This is a genomic window from Rhizobium beringeri (assembly GCF_004306515.1).
Lineage (GTDB): Bacteria > Pseudomonadota > Alphaproteobacteria > Rhizobiales > Rhizobiaceae > Rhizobium > Rhizobium beringeri.
Map to the genome: position 1 here is coordinate 254,464 of NZ_SILG01000004.1, position 17,256 is coordinate 271,719.

At 61.8% G+C, this 17,256-nt stretch carries 16 protein-coding genes; 13 read left to right on the forward strand and 3 right to left on the reverse strand.

Annotated elements, in window-relative coordinates; all coding sequences use genetic code 11:
* Positions 1-62: 62 nt before the first annotated feature.
* A complete protein-coding gene (locus ELH03_RS30755; protein ID WP_130660044.1) occupies positions 63-1,109 on the forward strand; it encodes a substrate-binding domain-containing protein in 1,047 nt (348 codons plus the stop codon).
* A 77-nt stretch (positions 1,110-1,186) separates the two neighbouring features.
* A complete protein-coding gene (locus ELH03_RS30760; RefSeq protein WP_130660043.1) occupies positions 1,187-2,395 on the forward strand; it encodes an acyl-CoA dehydrogenase family protein in 1,209 nt (402 codons plus the stop codon).
* Positions 2,396-2,474: 79 nt separating this feature from the next.
* On the opposite strand, the gene ELH03_RS30765 is transcribed toward ELH03_RS30760, so the two are convergent.
* Complete coding sequence (locus tag ELH03_RS30765) at positions 2,475-3,692, reverse strand: SfnB family sulfur acquisition oxidoreductase (protein WP_130767273.1); 1,218 nt, start codon at positions 3,690-3,692, stop codon at positions 2,475-2,477.
* A 321-nt stretch (positions 3,693-4,013) separates the two neighbouring features.
* Here ELH03_RS30765 and ELH03_RS30770 point away from each other — a divergent pair, with 321 nt between their 5' ends.
* Positions 4,014-5,351, forward strand: coding sequence for an LLM class flavin-dependent oxidoreductase (locus ELH03_RS30770; protein ID WP_128405608.1), 1,338 nt, complete (start codon positions 4,014-4,016; stop codon positions 5,349-5,351).
* A 43-nt stretch (positions 5,352-5,394) separates the two neighbouring features.
* Here the strand turns inward: ELH03_RS30770 and ELH03_RS30775 are convergent, their stop codons facing one another.
* Complete coding sequence (locus tag ELH03_RS30775; RefSeq protein ID WP_245504912.1) at positions 5,395-5,655, reverse strand: type II toxin-antitoxin system Phd/YefM family antitoxin; 261 nt, start codon at positions 5,653-5,655, stop codon at positions 5,395-5,397.
* Positions 5,656-5,691: 36 nt separating this feature from the next.
* Positions 5,692-6,735, reverse strand: a complete 1,044-nt coding sequence (locus ELH03_RS30780) for a substrate-binding domain-containing protein (RefSeq protein WP_128405607.1) — start codon at positions 6,733-6,735, stop codon at positions 5,692-5,694.
* A gap of 137 nt (positions 6,736-6,872) precedes the next feature.
* On the opposite strand from ELH03_RS30780, the gene ELH03_RS30785 reads away from it, so the two are divergent.
* The 10 genes from ELH03_RS30785 to ELH03_RS30830 all read left to right on the forward strand — a co-directional run bounded on the left by ELH03_RS30785 (position 6,873) and on the right by ELH03_RS30830 (position 17,254).
* Complete coding sequence (locus ELH03_RS30785; protein WP_130660042.1) at positions 6,873-7,907, forward strand: Gfo/Idh/MocA family protein; 1,035 nt, start codon at positions 6,873-6,875, stop codon at positions 7,905-7,907.
* 11 nt (positions 7,908-7,918) lie between these two features.
* Entirely contained in the window at positions 7,919-8,821 is a 903-nt protein-coding gene (locus ELH03_RS30790; RefSeq protein ID WP_130767274.1) for a sugar phosphate isomerase/epimerase family protein, read from the forward strand.
* 62 nt (positions 8,822-8,883) lie between these two features.
* On the forward strand, positions 8,884-10,116 hold the full coding sequence (locus ELH03_RS30795; protein ID WP_128405604.1) for an ABC transporter substrate-binding protein: 1,233 nt from the start codon (positions 8,884-8,886) through the stop codon (positions 10,114-10,116).
* Positions 10,117-10,361: 245 nt separating this feature from the next.
* On the forward strand, positions 10,362-11,264 hold the full coding sequence (locus ELH03_RS30800; protein WP_003552007.1) for a carbohydrate ABC transporter permease: 903 nt from the start codon (positions 10,362-10,364) through the stop codon (positions 11,262-11,264).
* Complete coding sequence (locus tag ELH03_RS30805; RefSeq protein ID WP_128409543.1) at positions 11,261-12,088, forward strand: carbohydrate ABC transporter permease; 828 nt, start codon at positions 11,261-11,263, stop codon at positions 12,086-12,088. Before ELH03_RS30800 ends, ELH03_RS30805 begins: the two co-directional genes overlap by 4 nt.
* Positions 12,085-13,155: an ABC transporter ATP-binding protein gene (locus ELH03_RS30810; protein ID WP_130767275.1), complete on the forward strand. Its 1,071-nt coding sequence runs from the start codon at positions 12,085-12,087 to the stop codon at positions 13,153-13,155. The genes ELH03_RS30805 and ELH03_RS30810 overlap by 4 nt, the downstream gene beginning before the upstream one ends.
* 265 nt (positions 13,156-13,420) lie before the next feature.
* Positions 13,421-14,443 (forward strand): LacI family DNA-binding transcriptional regulator, encoded by a 1,023-nt coding sequence (locus ELH03_RS30815; protein ID WP_130767276.1) that lies wholly within the window; start codon positions 13,421-13,423, stop codon positions 14,441-14,443.
* Positions 14,444-14,481: 38 nt separating this feature from the next.
* Positions 14,482-15,435: an ABC transporter substrate-binding protein gene (locus ELH03_RS30820; protein ID WP_130660033.1), complete on the forward strand. Its 954-nt coding sequence runs from the start codon at positions 14,482-14,484 to the stop codon at positions 15,433-15,435.
* Positions 15,432-16,253, forward strand: coding sequence for an ATP-binding cassette domain-containing protein (locus ELH03_RS30825; protein WP_130660032.1), 822 nt, complete (start codon positions 15,432-15,434; stop codon positions 16,251-16,253). Before ELH03_RS30820 ends, ELH03_RS30825 begins: the two co-directional genes overlap by 4 nt.
* Positions 16,250-17,254 carry an ABC transporter permease gene (locus ELH03_RS30830; protein ID WP_130660031.1) on the forward strand — a complete coding sequence of 335 codons (1,005 nt, stop codon included), beginning with the start codon at positions 16,250-16,252 and terminating at the stop codon, positions 17,252-17,254. Before ELH03_RS30825 ends, ELH03_RS30830 begins: the two co-directional genes overlap by 4 nt.
* The last annotated feature ends 2 nt before the right edge of the window (positions 17,255-17,256 follow it).

Below are 17,256 nucleotides of genomic sequence, written 5' to 3' on the forward strand. Positions count from 1 at the left end.
ATGCGTCGCGAGGGCTCCCAACCTGTCAGACGACGCTCCCGATTGCTAAAAGGAACGCGACGATGAAATCCCTCGCACGGCTCGCACTGTCTGCCGCCGTCATTCCGTTCATTTTCATTCAAGGCGCAAAAGCCGACGGTCTGTCCGGCGCTCCTGCCCCTTTCGACAAGGGCGGCGTCAAGGTCGCGCTGATCAGCTACATCTCGGCGGGCGATTTCTTCCAGGCCTATCAGGCGGGGGCTGAAGCCCAGGCCAAGGCGCTGGATATCGACCTGCGCATCTTCCCTGGACGGCAGGACGCCGCCGAGCAGCGCGAGCAGATCCTCCAGGCGATCAACCTCGGCGTCTCGGGCATCGTCATCGACCACGGTCTGCCTGAATCGCTCGGCGACGTCGTGCAGCAGGCGCTCGACAAGGGCATCAAGGTCGTGGCCTTCGACGTCAACCTCAACAATCCCAAGATTCCGCAGGTGGAGCAGAGCGATCACGAACTCGCATCATTGGCGCTTGAGCAGGTGGTGAAGGACAACGGCAACAGCTTCAGCGCCGGTTATGTCTATGTTGCGGGCTTTGCGCCGCTCGACCGCCGCAACGAGGTCTGGGACAAGTTTAAGACGGACAATAAAGGCGTGGTCGAAAGGGCCCGCTTCGGCAATGTCAGCGACACGACGGCGACTTCGACCGCCGATCAGGCGAAGGCGGTGCTGACCGCCAATCCCGATATTTCAGTCGTCTTCGCCCCCTATGACGAATTCGCCCGCGGCGTGAAGCTTGCCGCCAACGACCTCGGCATAGCAAACAAGCTCAAGATCTATTCTGCCGACGTTTCGACGGCCGATATCCAGGAAATCACCGAGGAAGGCAGCCCCTGGGTTGCGACCGTCGCGACGAATCCTGCCGTCGTCGGCGCCGTCTCCATTCGCGCCGCCGCCCTCGAAATCGCCGGGCAGACGGTTCCTCACCAAATCACCGTGGAGCCGACGCTTCTGACGCAGGAAAGCCTGCGCGCAGCCGGCGTCAAGACCATCGAGGAACTGGCTGCAAAGATCCCGGCCTTCAGCACGAGCGATGCGGCAACCGCGAGCTGGATTCCGGACAAGCTTTTCTGAGGAGGTCACCCTCGATCCTTCCGGCGGGAGCCGAGGCTCCCGCCGGATCCCCTTTTTGGAGAATTGGAGTTTCGCTCATGAGCCAGTCCAATGTCGTCTTCGCGGTGAGCCGCAATCCGACGCGACAAGACCTCTTTGCCCGTGCCGAGGAGATCTCTGCCGACCTTTCCCGACGCGCCGCAGACCTCGACCGCGAAGGCCGCCCGCCGCTTGCCGAGATCATCAAGTTGAAAAATGCCGGGCTGCTCAACGCGCTGCATCCCACGCAAATCGGCGGCGGTGGCCTCGATTGGGTCGACGGGCTGAGGCTGGTGCGCATCCTCGCTCGTGGCGAAAGCTCGATCGGCCAACTGCTCGGCTACCACTATGTCAACAGCCAGTACATCTATTGGGCTCTCGATGCCGCACGCGCCCATGCGCTGGGCAGCGATACTGTCGCCAGGAACCTCTATTGGGGTGCAGCCGTCAATCCGCGCGATCCCGGGCTGGTGCTCACCCGCCGCGGCAACGGCTATGTGCTGAACGGGCGCAAGTCCTTCTCCACGGCGGCGCGGGTCTCCGACTATATCAATGCCAATGCGGCGCTCGACGACAAGATCGCCGGCTTCGCCGTGCCGACCAATCGTCCAGGGTACGTCGCCAATGACGACTGGGACAATATCGGCCAGCGCCTGTCCGACAGCGGCAGCGTCGAGTTCCGCGACTTCCCCGTCTACGAGGAGGATTTCGTCGGCGCGCCGGCCGCCCCTGATGTGGCGCCGCCGGTGCTGTCGACCTTCAACACGCCGTTTATCCAGCTGGTCTTCGTCAACTTTTATCTCGGCACCGCCGAAGGCGCATTGCAGGCGGCCGTCGATTACGTCCGCACTACAACCCGGCCCTGGATCACCTCCGGTGTCGATCGGGCAGCGGATGATCCCTATATTCTCGAACGCGTCGGCGAATTCACCGCCGCGCTGAAGGCCTCGGTGGCTCTTGCCGACAACGCGGCATCCGCCGTGCAGGCGGGCCTTGCCCGCGGCCGCGACGTCACCGCGCGTGAGCGCGGCGAGGCAGCGGCGGAAGCCTATGCCGCCAAGGTCCACGCCACCCACGTCTCGCTCGACATCACCTCGCGCGTCTTCGAGCTGACCGGCGCGCGCTCGACGGCCGAAAAATACCGCTTCGACCGGTTCTGGCGCAATGTCCGCACCCATACGCTGCACGATCCCGTCTTCTACAAGGCGAAGGAAGTCGGTGAATTCGTGCTGAACGACAAGATACCGGAGGTCAGCCTCTATAGCTGAGGCGGCCATCCTTCATCGAAAGCAAAAATCCCACTGCCGGCACCGGCGGTGGGGTTTTGGTTTGGAAGAGCGGGAAATTTCAGAGCGCGCCGTTCTTCGGCGGCGTTACGCCGTTCAAATGGTAGTTGCCGACGACGTGATATTTCCAACGCACGGGATCGTGCAGCGTATGGGTGCGGGCATTGCGCCAGTGGCGGTCGAGGTTGAGGCCAGCCTGCACCGACGAAGTTCCGGCAAGCTCAAAAAGCGTGTTCGAGGCCTCGAGCGCCACTTCGGTCGTCAGCACCTTCGCCGCAGCGACTGCCAGCGTGGCCGCGATCACCTTTTCCTCCGTCGTCTCGACCTGCGCGGCATCGACCTTGTGCCCGGCGCGCTCCACGAGAGCCGTTGCAGCTTCCAGGCGGATGGCGATCTGGCCGACTTTGGCGATCGTCAGCGGATCGTCGGAGGCACGCTCAAGGCCGCTATCCATCCAGGGGCGCGATTTCGTCCTGACGAACTCCAGCGTTTCGGCAAAGGCCGCCCGTGCGATACCGAGATCGACGCCGGCATGGATGATCTGACCGACCGAGCCGATCGTCGTCGGCCGCTCGAAGCCCTTGTGATGGAAGACCACGGAATCGGGGCTGACATAGACATTGTCGAGGATGGTCGTGCCGCTGCCGGTGGTGCGCTGGCCGAAGCCGTCCCAGTCGTCGACGATCTCGACCCCTTCGGTGCCCTTCGGCACGAAGGCCATGGTCAGCCGATCCTCCGCATCGAGCGCGAAGATGGTGATCCAGTCGGCGAAGAGGACGCCGGTCGAATAGAATTTGCGGCCATTGATCCGGTAACCCGGGCCGTCGCGGGTGATGCGCGTATTGTAGTGGCCGACCGTCTTCGTGCCGCGCTCGGAAAGCGCATTGCCGAAACGATCGCCGGCCAGCACCCGGCCGAAAAAATAACGCTGCTGTTCCTCGCCGCCGTCGGTTCTGAGCGCCTCGAGAATATAGAAATGGTTCTGCGGGATCTGGCCGATCGAACCGTCCGCCTCAGACAGGATCGCGGTGATCTCGGCAAGCACGGCGTTGGAGACGTCAAGCCCGCCATATTGCGCCGGCACGGTGATCGCCAGAAGGCCGGACTGGGCGAGAAGATCCAGTTCGCTAAACGGCAGTATCCGGTCGGCGTCGCGCTCGGCTGCGCGTGCGGCAAATTGCGCCGCCAGTCTGCGGGCGGTGGCAATCGCCTCATCATCGCTGCCGATACGGTTGGCCACGGGCCGGATCTGATCTGCTTGCCTCAGCACGGTGTTCATCGATGTCTCCAATTCTGACGAGCCTATCGGTGAAAGAAATTAAGCGTCGAGATAAGAGCACAAATTCTATAGATGCGATGGAAAATGAAAAGTGTTTGCTTATCAGGCTTAGGCCGCCGCGATTAGTGTCGCGGTCCGGCACTCGTGCGACGAAGTCGCCTGGGAAGCGACAAAATCCTGCCCAGAACTGGCGCTTCCGGTCTCGATTTGACGACGGCGACCTCCTACGTAATCGATGTCAGCTGCGTCACCGCGCCGGTTGCAGAAAGAACGCCCAATACGGGGCAGGGCGGCCGCCTTGCCCGATCCATGAGGAACATCATGACCCGTTCACGGCAGTTGCGCCTCGGCGCCTTCATGCGTCCCGTCAGCCTGCATACCGGCGCCTGGCGCTATCCCGGATCTTATCCCGACGCCAATTTCAATTTCGCCCATCTGAAGTCCTTCGCGCAGGCGCTGGAACGGGCGAAATTCGACGCCTTCTTCATGGCCGATCATCTTGCCGTGCTCAACATGCCGGTCGAGGCGCTCAGGCGCAGCCACACCGTGACCTCCTTCGAACCCTTCACGCTGCTGTCGGCGCTGGCAGCGGTGACTGAGCGCATCGGCCTCGTCGCCACGGCGTCCACTACCTTCGACGAGCCCTATCACATCGCCCGGCGTTTCGCCTCGCTCGACCATATTAGCGGCGGCCGCGCCGGCTGGAACATCGTCACGACATCCAACCCCGACGCCGCGCTCAATTTCGGCCTCGACGAACATATGGAGCATGGCGAGCGGTATCATCGCGCCCGGGAATTCTACGATGTGGTAACCGGGCTCTGGGATAGCTTCGCCGACGACGCCTTCATGCGCGACCGGGAAAGCGGCCTGTTCTTCGATCCAACAAAGATGCATGTGCTTGGCCACAAGGGCGAGGAACTGAGCGTGCGCGGGCCCCTCAATATCGCCCGGCCGCCGCAGGGTTGGCCCGTCATCGTGCAGGCCGGCCAGTCGGATCCCGGCCGCCAGCTTGCCGCGGAGACCGCCGAGATGGTCTTCTGTTCGCCGCGCGATCTTGCCGCGGGCAGGGCGCTTTATGCCGATATCAAGGGCCGCATGGAAGCCATCGGCCGCAGCCGCGAGCATCTGAAGATCCTGCCTGCCGCCTTCATCATCGTCGGCGACAGCATCGAGGAGGCCCGCGCCAAACGCGCCACGCTCGACAGCCTCGTGCATTACGACAGCGCCATCGCCTCGCTTTCGATCGCGCTCGGCCATGACGCTTCCGGCTTCGATCCCGACGCACCGCTGCCGGCCGATATTCCCGACACCAACGCCAGCAAGACCGGCCGCGCGCAGGTACTGAAACTTGCCGCGGAAGAAAATCTGACGGTGCGTCAGTTGGCACAGCGTTATGGCGGTTATGCCGGCCTTGCCTTTGTCGGCACGCCGGCAAGCATCGCCGACGAGATGGAACGCTGGCTTGATGAGGAAGGCTCGGATGGTTTCAACATCGTTTTCCCCTATCTGCCGCAGGGTCTCCTCGACGTCACCGACCGACTGGTTCCCGAGCTGCAGCGCCGCGGTCTGTTCCGCAGCGAATATCAGGGCACGACGCTGCGCGAACATCTCGGATTGCCGCGGCCGGAGAACCGGTTTTTCGGCGCCAGTGCGTAAGACGTTACGGGCAACCCCGCGCGGCAATACGATGGCGTAACCGTCAGAATTCGACGGTCCTGTTGCCAAAGCCCACCCGCGCGGGTTCGAATTCCCTTTCATCAGCGGAGGGATCGGGCAATGCCTCAAACAGCGTCTTCGGCGTCCAGTTCACCTGAAATTCAGCATAGCTGACAAGGACATAGGCCGCTTCGCCGCGATCAGTGATCACCAGCGGCCGCTCGCTCGCTCCTTCTTCGCCCTGCTCGGATTCCGGTTGAAGGCTGCGCCTGTCATGAAGGACATTTTCATCGAAACCATCCACTCTACATCAAGAGGGAATATACCCAACCTGCCGGTCTTAGACCATGGCCCCCACATCGAATGCATCGCTTTCGCCCGGCATCAGTTCGAGGGGCCAGATGATGTTGCGCTCGCCTCCCGGATAGAAATCCCGATAAGCCGGCATGGTGGCGAGAAGCATCCGGCCGAGCGCGACACCGAGATCGTAGAGCGAGATGCGAAAGCAGCTCAGCGAGGGCTGCAGGAACCTGGCGCGCGGGGCATCGCGAAAACCGATCACGGCAAGGTCGCGGCCGGGCATGACGCTGGATTCCATCAGGCGGCGGTAAAGGCCGATCGCCATCAGCTCGTAGATCAGGATCACCGCCGTCGGCCGCTCTTCGAGCAGCAGCAGCTCATGGGCCGCCTGATAGCCGCCCTGTTCACTCGACTTGACGCGAATGACGAGCGTGGGGTCGAAGGGAATATCGTGCCGCTCGAGCGCGCGGCGATAGCTGTCGATAAAGAGATAGCCGAGGTTGGCCTCGCTCGATGGCGCGGTGATCGCGATCCGGCGGTGGCCCAGCGAGATCAGCCGCTCGACGGCATGGTCGGCCACGCCCTCGAAATCGAGATCGATCCAGGGGAAATTGCTGGCCGAAAGGCTGCGGCCGAGCGCGACGAAGGGGATCTTCGCCCGCGATAGAAAGTCGATGCGCCGGTCGACGCGCTGCGTGTCCGAGATGATCATCGCATCGACGATGCGCCGCGCCACCATCCGCTTCAGATATTCGTGCGGGTCCTCGTCGCTCGGGCAGGGCAACATGAGGAGGTCGAGCTTGTGTCGCGCAAAGACGCTCTGCAGGCCGCTGGTGACGCCGAGGAAGAAGTTGTCGGCGTTCTCGACCGTCTCTTTGCTGGATTCGATCATCAACCCGATAACCTTCGTTTCCCCCTGCCTAAGGCTCCGCCCAGACTGGTTGGCGACGTAGCCGAGTTCCTCGGCCGCCGCCAGAACCCGCCGGCGGGTTTCCTCATTGACATCGGGCTTGCCGTTCAGCGCGCGGGAGACCGTGCCGATCGAGATATTCAAGTGTTCGGCAAGCTGGTGAATCCCCTTCATCGCTGACGATTTTCCTCCCGTCCGTAATTTCCCATTTGGCGTCTATTGACACCGCAAAATGTTTCCGCATACAGTCGTAAACGTTTACGGAGTGCGTGTCACGAGGAGAGTTGACACCGTTCCCCCTGGAGGAAATCGTGAAATTCAGTGCCATTCTGTGCGGGTGCGGAGCTATGTCCAAAGGTTGGTTGCGAGCCATCGCTTCCAATCCTCTGCTGGCCGATTCCATCACCATCGTCGGCCTTGTCGACCTGAGCCGGGAGACGGCCGAAAAGCTTGCTGCGGAGTTCGGCCTTGATGGCGCCGTCATCGGTTCGGACCTGTCCGAAGTCATCGCGGCCACAAAGGCCGACCTGGTCTTCGACATCGTCATTCCGGCTGCACGCTACGACGTCGTTTCCATCGCACTCAAGGCCGGCTGCCATGTGCTCAGCGAAAAGCCGATGGCGGCCTCGCTTGCCGAGGGCGCCGCTCTGGTCGACCTAGCCGCCGAGACCGGCCGCATCCATGCCGTCATCCAGAACCGCCGCTTCATATCAGGCGTCAGGCGCTTGCGTCGCTTCGTCGAAAGCGGCGCGATCGGCGAACTCACCGGCATCCATTGCGACTTCTTCCTGGCGCCGCATTTCGGCGGCTTCCGCGAAGAGATGGACAACGTCCTGCTTCTCGACATGGCGATCCACACTTTCGATGCGGCGCGCTACGTCGCCGACAGGAAGCCGCTTACCGTCTATTGCGTCGAGCGCAATCCGAAGGGATCGTGGTACCGGCACGGCGCCTCGGCCAATGCCATCTTCGAATTTTCCGACGACATCGTCTTCACCTATCGCGGCTCCTGGTGCGCCGAGGGCGAGCGCACCAGCTGGGAAAGCCAGTGGCGTCTCGTCGGTTCGAAGGGGATGCTCACCTGGGATGGCGAGGAGAGTTTCAAGGCGACTGTTGCCGGCGAAGAGCCCGGCCTTTTGCATGGTTCCGCTGCCGTAAACGTTCCCGGTCCGGAACATGACGAGGAAACCCATGGCCACGCCAGCGTCATCGCCGACTTCATCGCGGCGATCGGCACCGGCAAACGGCCCGAGACGGTCAATTCCGACAATATCAGAAGCCTTGCCATGGTCTTCGGCGCAATCGAAAGCGCCAAGACGGGCAGGCGCGTCGAAATTTCAGCATAGGAAGACGTGACGTGAGCAACCCTGCAAAATCCATTCGAATCGGCACCATGGTCAGCGGCAACAAGGGCGATGCCGCAGCCCGCATCGGCGAGATCGCCGGCATGGGCTTCGAAAGCTTCGAGCCCTTCTTCTGGCAGACGACCAAGGGCCAGGACCTTGCCGAACTCGGCAAGCGCTGCCTCGATGCGATTGGCGACCGCGACATCACCATCTCGACGCTCGGCATGTTCGGCAATCCGCTGGAAGAGACCGCAATCGACCTCGAGACGCTGGAGGGTTGGAAGCATTGTATCGACAAAGCCCATCACTTCGGCGCCACCTGCGTTGCCGGCTTCACCGGCCGCATCCGCGGCAAGCCGCTGACCGACAGCCTGCCTCGCTACAAGCAGATCTGGAGCGAACTCGCCAAGCGTGCCGCCGACAAGGGCGTCAAGATTGCTTTCGAGAATTGCGCCATGGACGGCAACTGGGCGACCGGCGACTGGAATATCGCGCATAATCCCGATGCTTGGGAACTGATGTTCAACGAGACGCCTGACGATAATATCGGGCTGGAGTGGGAGCCGTGCCATCAGATGGTCTATCTGATCGACCCTTTGCCGCAGATCCGCAAATGGGCGCATAAGTTCTTCCACGTCCATGGCAAGGACGCGACCATCCGCTGGGAAGTCATCAAGGAACACGGTATCTTCGGCAAGGAGAAATTCGTCTTCATGCGCACGCCGGGCTTCGGCGACAGCAACTGGACCGACATCATTTCCGAGCTGCGCCTTGCCGGCTGGTCGGGCTCGATCGACATCGAAGGCTGGCACGACCCGGTCTATCGCGACGCGCTTGAAATGACCGGCCAGGTCTATGCGCTGAACCACCTCAAGCATGCCCGGGGCGGCGAATTCGTCGTCGATCCCATCTGATGATATCGTTTCCGGCAAGGAGGAATTGCCGGAAACGGGGATAACCACAAAGGAGGAGAACCATGGCTATCCGCAAATATGCAATTCTGGGCGCTCTCGCGCTTGCAGGCGTCTCGCTATTCGGCCTTTCGGCCAAGGCCGAAGACGTCACACTGACGCTCTGGTCGCTGGATAAGGACACCCAGCCGGCGCCGAACCTCGTCAAGGAGTTCAACGCCCAGAACAATGGCATCAAGATCGAATACCGGCTGATCCAGTTCGACGACGTCGTCACCGAGGCGATGCGTGCCTATGCGACCGGCCAGGCGCCCGACATCATCGCCGTCGACAATCCGGAGCATGCGCTGTTTTCGTCGCGCGGCGCCTTCCTCGATCTCACCGACATGATCGCCAAATCGACCGTCATCAAGCCTGAGAACTATTTCCCTGGCCCGCTGAAATCGGTCGAGTGGGATGGCAAGTATTTTGGGGTGCCGAAGGCAACGAACACGATCGCGCTCTACTACAACAAGGACATGTTCAAGGCCAAGGGCCTCGATCCGGCGAAGCCGCCGCAGACCTGGGACGAGCTCGTCGAGGATGCACGCAAGCTGACCGACCCCGCCAAAAACGTCTACGGTCTCGCCTTCTCGGCCAAGGCCAACGAGGAGGGCACCTTCCAGTTCCTTCCCTGGGCTCAGATGGGCGGCGGCAGCTATGAGCACATCAATGCTGATGGTGCGGTGAAGGCGCTCGGGATCTGGAAGACGATCATGGACGAGAAGCTCGCTTCTCCCGATACGCTGACGCGCGGCCAATGGGATTCGACCGGCACCTTCAATTCCGGCAATGCGGCAATGGCGATCTCGGGTCCGTGGGAGCTGGACCGCATGACGCAGGAAGCGAAGTTCGACTGGGGCGTCACACTGCTCCCGGTTCCCAAGGAAGGGGCTGAACGGTCCTCGGCCATGGGTGATTTCAACTGGGCGATCTTCGCCACCAGCAAACATCCGGCCGAAGCCTTCAAGGCGCTCGAATATTTCGCCTCGCAGGACGACAAGATGTTCAAGAATTTCGGCCAGCTTCCGGCCCGTTCCGACATTTCGATCCCGGAAACCGGTCAGCCGCTGAAGGATGCCGCCCTCAAGGTCTTCCTCGAACAGCTGAAATACGCCAAGCCGCGCGGCCCGCATCCGCAATGGCCGAAGATCTCCAAGGCGATCCAGGACGCTATCCAGGCAGCACTGACCGGCCAGATGAGCCCGAAGGACGCGCTCGACCAGGCCGCCGACAAGATCAAGGCTGTCTTGGGGTGAGGCGCGGTTCGGCGTAGCCGAAGCAATCGATCCAGTGAATCGATTGCAGCGACGAACGCCCTGAGCCCAACGCGAAGGGCCGGGGCCGCCGTTTGCTCCCTCTTCTCCCCGGCGGGGAGAAGAGGAGCCGGAAGCAAAGCGTCTTTTAACCGGATGAGCCTCGGTTCATCCCATCATTTCCTCCCGGCAGGGGCCGTCTTCCGCATCATGCGCCAGGCGGCCCCGTTCGGAGTATCGGAGGACCCATGAAGAGGATCCTGATGAGCGTCAGGGACGGCCGCGGTTTCGATATCGTGCTGGTCGCTTTCCCGCTCGGCTTTCTGTTCCTGATGGCGGGGCTGCCGCTGATCTACAATGTCGTGATGAGTTTCCAGGAGGTCGACATGTTCAGCCTCGGGACCTTCTCGCGTCCCTTCGTCGGCTTCAAGAATTATACCGACCTCTTCGCGCAGCCGGAAACGCTGCCGATCCTCTACAACACCGTCATCTTCGTCGTCGGCTCCATCGCCGGCCAGTTCCTGATCGGCTTCGGCCTGGCCCTGTTCTTCTGGGTCAATTTTCCCGGCGCCTCATGGATGCGCGGCCTGTTCCTCGTCTCCTGGGTGATGCCCGGCCTCGTCGTCGGTGCCATCTGGAACTGGATACTGTCGGGCGATTTCGGCGTGCTGAATTTCATTCTGAAGGAAAGCGGCATCATCTCGGGCAACATCTTCTGGCGCTCGGACCCGCATTATTCGCTTTATGCCGTCATCATCGCCAATGTCTGGCTCGGCACCTCGTTCAACATGATCCTGCTTTCCGTCGGCCTTGCCGGCATTCCCGCCGATCTCTACGAAGCGGCCGAACTCGACGGCGCCAATGTCTGGCAGCGCTTCTGGACGATCACGCTGCCGATGATGCGCTCGACCATCGGCGCCATCATCGCACTTGGCCTGATCTTCACCTTGCAGCAATTCGATCTTTTCGCCGCGATCACGTCGGGCGGGCCGAACAATTCATCGAACGTCACGCAATATTGGGCCTGGGATCTCTCCTTCCGCCAATACGACTTCGCCAAGGGCGCAACGATCTCCGTCATCATGATCGTCTTCGTCATGTTCGCGTCCGTCGTCTATGTCCGGTCCACACGCCACGAGGTGCGCGGATGATTACGACGAACCGCGACCGCCTGATGCTCGCCATATCGATCGTCATGGCGGGGATCTATCTGTTTCCGCTCTACTGGATGTACATCACCGCGCTGAAAAGCGGCTCGGAGATGTTCGCGACGCCGCCGAGCTTCTGGCCGGCTGCACCCCAATGGGGCACCTATGCCTATGTCTGGGAAAGCCGCGACATGGGCCGCTATCTCTGGAACTCGCTGGTCATCGCTCTCGGCTCCATGGCGCTCATCACGCTGCTTGGCGTCGGCTGCGCCTATGTGCTCGCCAGATACCGCAATGTCTGGGTGGATATCGGTCTCTTTCTTATCCTCATGCTGCAGGTCCTGCCGGCCTCGCTGATGATCACGCCGATCTTCGTCGGCTTTTCGCAGATCGGCATGCTGAATTATCCACGCCTTGCCGTCATCATCGCGGTCGCGGCAAAGAGCATGCCCTTCTTCGTCATTCTGGTGCGCGCCACCTTCATGAGCGTTCCCCAGGAACTGGAGGAGGCGGCGCTCGTCGACGGCAATTCGCGCGTCGGCGCCTTCTTCAACATCGTGCTGCCGCTTGCCCGCAACGGCATCCTGGTCAGCGCCATCCTGATCTTCATGCAGGCCTTCGGCGAATTCGTCTATTCGAAGTCGATGATCCAGGCGGTCGACCTTCAGCCGGCAAGCGTCGGTCTCAATTCCTTCATGGGACCGAACACCAACGAGTGGAACAACATCATGGCCTACGCCACGATGTATGTGACGCCGATCCTTGCCATCTTCGTTCTCTTGCAGCGCCGCATCGTATCCGGCCTCACCTCTGGAGCCCTCAAATGACCACACAAATCGAGCTCAGAGGCGTCAACAAATATTACGGCGCCTTCCACGCCCTGAAGAACATCGACCTTTCGATCGCCAAGGGCACTTTCGTCGCGCTCGTCGGCCCCTCGGGCTGCGGCAAGTCCACGCTGCTGCGCTCGCTTGCCGGCCTCGAAAGCATTTCGTCGGGCGATCTCAGGATCGCCGGCGACCTGATGAACGGCGTGCCGCCGCGCAAGCGCGACGTCGCCATGGTCTTCCAGTCCTATGCGCTCTATCCGCATATGACGGTCGAGGAAAACCTCACCTACAGCCTTCGCATCCGCGGCATCGCCAAGGCGGAGGCCAAGAAGGCCGCCGAGGACGTGGCGGCGACGACGGGTCTTTCGCATCTCCTGAAGCGCTATCCGCGCGAGCTTTCCGGCGGTCAGCGCCAGCGTGTCGCCATGAGCCGCGCCATCATCCGCCATCCGAAGGCCTTCCTGTTCGACGAGCCGCTGTCCAATCTCGATGCTGCGCTTCGCGTCCACATGCGTAAGGAAATCCGGTCGCTGCACGACCGGCTGCACGCAACCTTCGTCTACGTGACGCACGACCAGGTCGAAGCGATGACGATGGCCGACCATGTGGTGGTGATGCGCGACGGCATCATCGAGCAGCAGGGCGCGCCGCTCGACCTCTACGACCGGCCGGCAAACCGGTTCGTTGCCGGTTTCATTGGCTCGCCGGCCATGAATTTCATTCCCGCGATTGCCGCGGAAGGCGGCAAGAGCCTGATCCTGGACTTCGGCGCGGTGAAGCAGACGCTTGCGATCACCCGCGCCATCGAGCCCGGACGTAATCTCATCGCCGGTATCCGGCCGGAACATATCGGCGTCGTCGAGCCCGGACATGGCAGCTTCGATGTGCCGATCGCCTTCGTCGAATCGACCGGCTCCTCGACCTTCATCGTCGCGGAGACTCAGCCGGAACTGACGATCGTCGAGACGCGCCGAGACAGGGTCAAGGCAGGAGACATGATCGGACTTTCGGTCGATCCGGACCAGATCCATCTCTTCGACGCGTCGACGGATCACGTCATATAAAGGCCGCGGCCCGTCGGCTTGGAATTGTCAAAATCGAACCGGGTGACACCGTCGAGTCAGATCTCGAAAGCATCACCGGCGACTGGCTGCGCGACAAGCTCGACCCGACGTTCGCCTGAGGGCCTGTCCGGTCGAGCTCGATTGGATCGCAAGAAAAACAAATCCTGAACGATCATCGCTGTTGACAACGTCGAGCAATCGATATTGTTTTGTAAAGCGCTTTACTAAACCGCTTTACAAAACCGCTTTACAATAGGTCCAATCAATGGCCAAGGGAACGACACCAAGCTTGAAGGATGTTGCGGCGGCCGCCGGCGTGTCGGTCACCACCGTGTCGCGTTTCGTCAACGGCAGTCTCGATCTTCCCTTTCAGACCAAGAAGCGCATCGAGGATGCGATCAAGACGCTGAACTACCGGCCGAACCCGCATGCGCGGCGGTTAAGCAGGGGGCGCTCGGACACGATCGGCCTCGTCGTGCCCGATATCGCCAATCCCTTCTTCGCGACCCTCGTCGCCGCCGTCGAGCAGGCGGCCGATGAAAAGAAGCTCGCGGTCTCCTTGCACGCGACGCTCAACCGGCCGGGACGCGAGGTTGAATATCTGCAGCTGATTGAGCGCAATCACGTCGACGGCCTGATCTTCGTCACCAACCACCCTGATGACGGCGCGCTTGCCGCGCTGATCAACGGCAGCGGCAAGGTCATCATCGTCGACGAGGACATTCCCGATTCGAAGGCGCCGAAGCTGTTCTGCGACAACGAACAGGGCGGTTATCTCGCCGGCCGGCATCTGGCCGAGCAGGGCCACAGCCACGTCCTCTTCATCGGCGGCGACGAGCGCATGATCAGCGCCCGCAGGCGCTATGACGGCCTGCTGAAGGCGCTCAGGGAACGGCATGGCGACGAGGCCCGGGCCGATCGTTATGCCGGCGAATATACGATCGAATACGGTCGGGAGGCTGCGCTCGACTATCTCTCGGGCGATCGAAAAGCGACGGCGATCTTCGCCAGCTCCGACGAGATCGCCATCGGGCTGGTCGAGGTCTTCAGAAGCCAAGGCGTCTCGATCCCCGATGACATTTCGGTCATCGGCTTCGACGATGTCGGTCCGCTTCATCTTTTTGCACCGCCGCTGACCGCCATCCGTCAGCCGGTGCGCCAGATCGGCCGGCGGTCGCTGGAGCTGCTTCTGGAAACCAATTGGCACGAGTGGAAACCATCCGCCTCGGAAGAACTGGTGCCTGTCGAAATCGTGGTGCGGAACTCCGTTGCGCCGCCTGCGAAATAACAATGAGCAACGTCAAAAAACCAAAAGAGGATGAGAACATGACACGGAATTTGACAAGACGAACGATGATCGCAGCCGCCGGCTTCACGGCATTGACCTTCATCGGCCTGTCCAGCGCTGCGGCACAGGAAAAGAAGACCGTCGCACTGGTGCAGATCAACCAGCAGGCGCTTTTCTTCAATCAGATGAATGAGGGCGCCCAGAAGGCGGCCGATGCCGCAGGCGTCAAACTGGTGATCTTCAACGCCAACAACGAGACGACCGCGCAGAACAGCGCGATCGAAACCTACGTCCAGGAAAAGGTCTCCGGTCTTGCCGTCGTGGCGATCGACGTCAACGGCATCATGCCAGCGGTCAAGCAGGCGGCCGATGCCGGCATTCCTGTCGTCGCCATCGACGCCATCCTGCCGGATGGCCCGCAGAAGGCGCAGATCGGCGTGGACAATGCCGCAGCCGGCGCCGACATGGGCAAATATTTCCTCGACTACGTCAAGGCGAACATGGGCGGCAAGGCCAAGCTTGGCGTCGTCGGTGCGCTGAACTCGTTCATCCAGAATATCCGCCAGGACGGCTTCGAGAAGACCCTGAAAGGCGTCGACGGCATTGAAATGGCCGGCGTCGTCGACGGCCAGAACATCCAGGACAACGCCCTTGCGGCGGCAGAAAACCTGATCACCGCCAATCCTGACCTGACCGCGATCTACGCCACCGGCGAGCCGGCCCTGATGGGGGCGATAGCCGCCGTCCAGAGTCAGGGCAAGCAGGACAAGATCAAGGTGTTCGGCTGGGACTTGACTGCCGAAGCCATTGCCGGCATCGATGCCGGCTTCGTCGTCGCCGTCGTCCAGCAGGATCCGGCCGCAATGGGCGGTGCCGCCGTCGACGCGCTCGTCAAGGCTTCGGCCGGCGAGGCCGTCACCAAGACGATCTCGGTGCCGATCACCATCGTGACCAAGGAGAATGTCGAGCCGTACCGGGCCGTCTTCAAATGATCGAAAGTGGACAGCGTGACATCGCTGCCGCCGGTTCCGGAGGGGTCGGCCCCTCCGGAGCCGGAACATCCGGCGGCACTCGATCCGACCCGCGCATCTCGCTGCGCGGTATCCGCAAGTCGTTCGGTTCGCACCAGGCCCTGCGCGGCGTCGATCTCGACATCTTCCCCGGCGAATGCCTGGGCCTTGTCGGCGATAACGCCGCCGGCAAGTCGACGCTGACAAAAATCATCTCGGGAACCTACATTCCCGATGCTGGCACCATCACCATGGAAGGCGAAGAGGTTCGCTTCTCCGGCCCCGCGGATGCGCGCGGCAGAAACATCGAAATGGTGTTCCAGGATCTCAGCCTCTGCGACCATATCGATGTCGTCGGCAATCTCTTCCTCGGCCGCGAACTCAGCCGCGGGCCGTTTCTCGACACCAGGACGATGCTGTCCGAAGCCCGCAAGATGCTGGATTCGCTTGAGATCCGCATCCCGAGGCTGACCGGCAAGGTCGCCCAGCTCTCCGGCGGGCAGCGTCAGGCGATCGCGATTGCACGCGCTGCCTCCTTCAAGCCGAAGGTGCTGATCATGGACGAGCCGACATCAGCACTTGCCGTCGCCGAGGTCGAGGCGGTTCTGGCCCTGATCAACCGCGTCAAGGCGAACGGGGTCTCGGTGATCCTCATTACCCACCGGCTGCAGGATCTCTTCCGGGTCTGTGACCGTATCGCGGTGATGTACGAGGGCACGAAGGTGGCCGAACGGCAGATCGGCAGCACCAATCTCGAAGATCTCGTCAGGCTGATCGTCGGTGAAGGAGCCAGACAATGACGGCTTATACGGAACGCGGCCGCGGCTCGCGCATCGCCGATTTCTTCGGCGAACACGCACAGGTCCTGTCGATCGCCATCTTCTTCCTGGCCTGCATGATCTTCTTTTCGATCGGCAGCGAAACCTTCTTCACACTCGGCAACATCCTGAACATCGTGCGGCAGGCTGCTCCCATCCTGATCGTTGCCATCGCCATGACCTTCGTCATCATCACCGGCGGCATCGATCTTTCGGTCGGCTCGCAGGTCGCGCTCGTCAATGCGGTCGCGGCGATCGTCATTGCTATGGGTGTTCCCTGGCCGTCGGTGGTCATCGGCATGATCGTGCTCGGCGGCTTCATGGGCCTGGTCCAGGGCTGGTTCGTCGCCTATCAGGGCATCCCGGCCTTCATCGTCACGCTTGCCGGCCTCTCGATCCTACGCGGTCTGGCGCTCTATCTGACCCAGGGCTATTCCATCCCGATCAAGGACGCGCCGGGCTTCTTCGCGCTCGGCCGGGGCGAAATCCTGAGCTTCCCCATCCCGGCGGTCATCGCCGTCATCATCGCCATTCTCGGCTATGTCGTCATCACCGCGACGAAATATGGCCGGCAGGTCGTGGCGGTCGGCTCCAACATGGAGGCGGCTCGGCGTGTCGGCATGCCCGCCAAATGGATCATTGCCTCAGTTTATATCATCTCCGGCGTCGCCTGCGCTGTCGCCGGCCTGCTGATCGCCGCTCGCCTCGGCTCCGGTTCGTCCAATGCCGCCGTCGGTTTCGAGCTGCAGGTGATTGCCGCCGTCGTGCTCGGCGGAACGTCGCTGATGGGCGGACGCGGCACCATTCTCGGCACGGTGCTCGGCACGCTGACCATCGCCGTCATCGGCAATGGCCTGATCCTGATGCACATATCGCCGTTCTTCACGCAGATCGTCACCGGCGCCATCATCCTCGTCGCCATCTGGCTGAACACCCGCATCTTCACGGCCAATTTCCATTTCCGGCTGGGCAGGAAAGGATGAGG

Bases quoted from the DNA above. Each gene is read 5' to 3' on its own strand.
- ELH03_RS30815 (WP_130767276.1), top strand. From the start codon at position 13,421: ATGGCCAAGGGAACGACACCAAGCTTGAAGGATGTTGCGGCGGCCGCC.
- ELH03_RS30755 (WP_130660044.1), top strand. From the start codon at position 63: ATGAAATCCCTCGCACGGCTCGCACTGTCTGCCGCCGTCATTCCGTTC.
- ELH03_RS30800 (WP_003552007.1), top strand. From the start codon at position 10,362: ATGAAGAGGATCCTGATGAGCGTCAGGGACGGCCGCGGTTTCGATATC.
- ELH03_RS30780 (WP_128405607.1), bottom strand. From the start codon at position 6,735: ATGAAGGGGATTCACCAGCTTGCCGAACACTTGAATATCTCGATCGGC.
- ELH03_RS30770 (WP_128405608.1), top strand. From the start codon at position 4,014: ATGACCCGTTCACGGCAGTTGCGCCTCGGCGCCTTCATGCGTCCCGTC.
- ELH03_RS30820 (WP_130660033.1), top strand. From the start codon at position 14,482: ATGACACGGAATTTGACAAGACGAACGATGATCGCAGCCGCCGGCTTC.
- ELH03_RS30805 (WP_128409543.1), top strand. From the start codon at position 11,261: ATGATTACGACGAACCGCGACCGCCTGATGCTCGCCATATCGATCGTC.
- ELH03_RS30810 (WP_130767275.1), top strand. From the start codon at position 12,085: ATGACCACACAAATCGAGCTCAGAGGCGTCAACAAATATTACGGCGCC.
- ELH03_RS30825 (WP_130660032.1), top strand. From the start codon at position 15,432: ATGATCGAAAGTGGACAGCGTGACATCGCTGCCGCCGGTTCCGGAGGG.
- ELH03_RS30765 (WP_130767273.1), bottom strand. From the start codon at position 3,692: ATGAACACCGTGCTGAGGCAAGCAGATCAGATCCGGCCCGTGGCCAAC.
- ELH03_RS30795 (WP_128405604.1), top strand. From the start codon at position 8,884: ATGGCTATCCGCAAATATGCAATTCTGGGCGCTCTCGCGCTTGCAGGC.
- ELH03_RS30830 (WP_130660031.1), top strand. From the start codon at position 16,250: ATGACGGCTTATACGGAACGCGGCCGCGGCTCGCGCATCGCCGATTTC.
- ELH03_RS30760 (WP_130660043.1), top strand. From the start codon at position 1,187: ATGAGCCAGTCCAATGTCGTCTTCGCGGTGAGCCGCAATCCGACGCGA.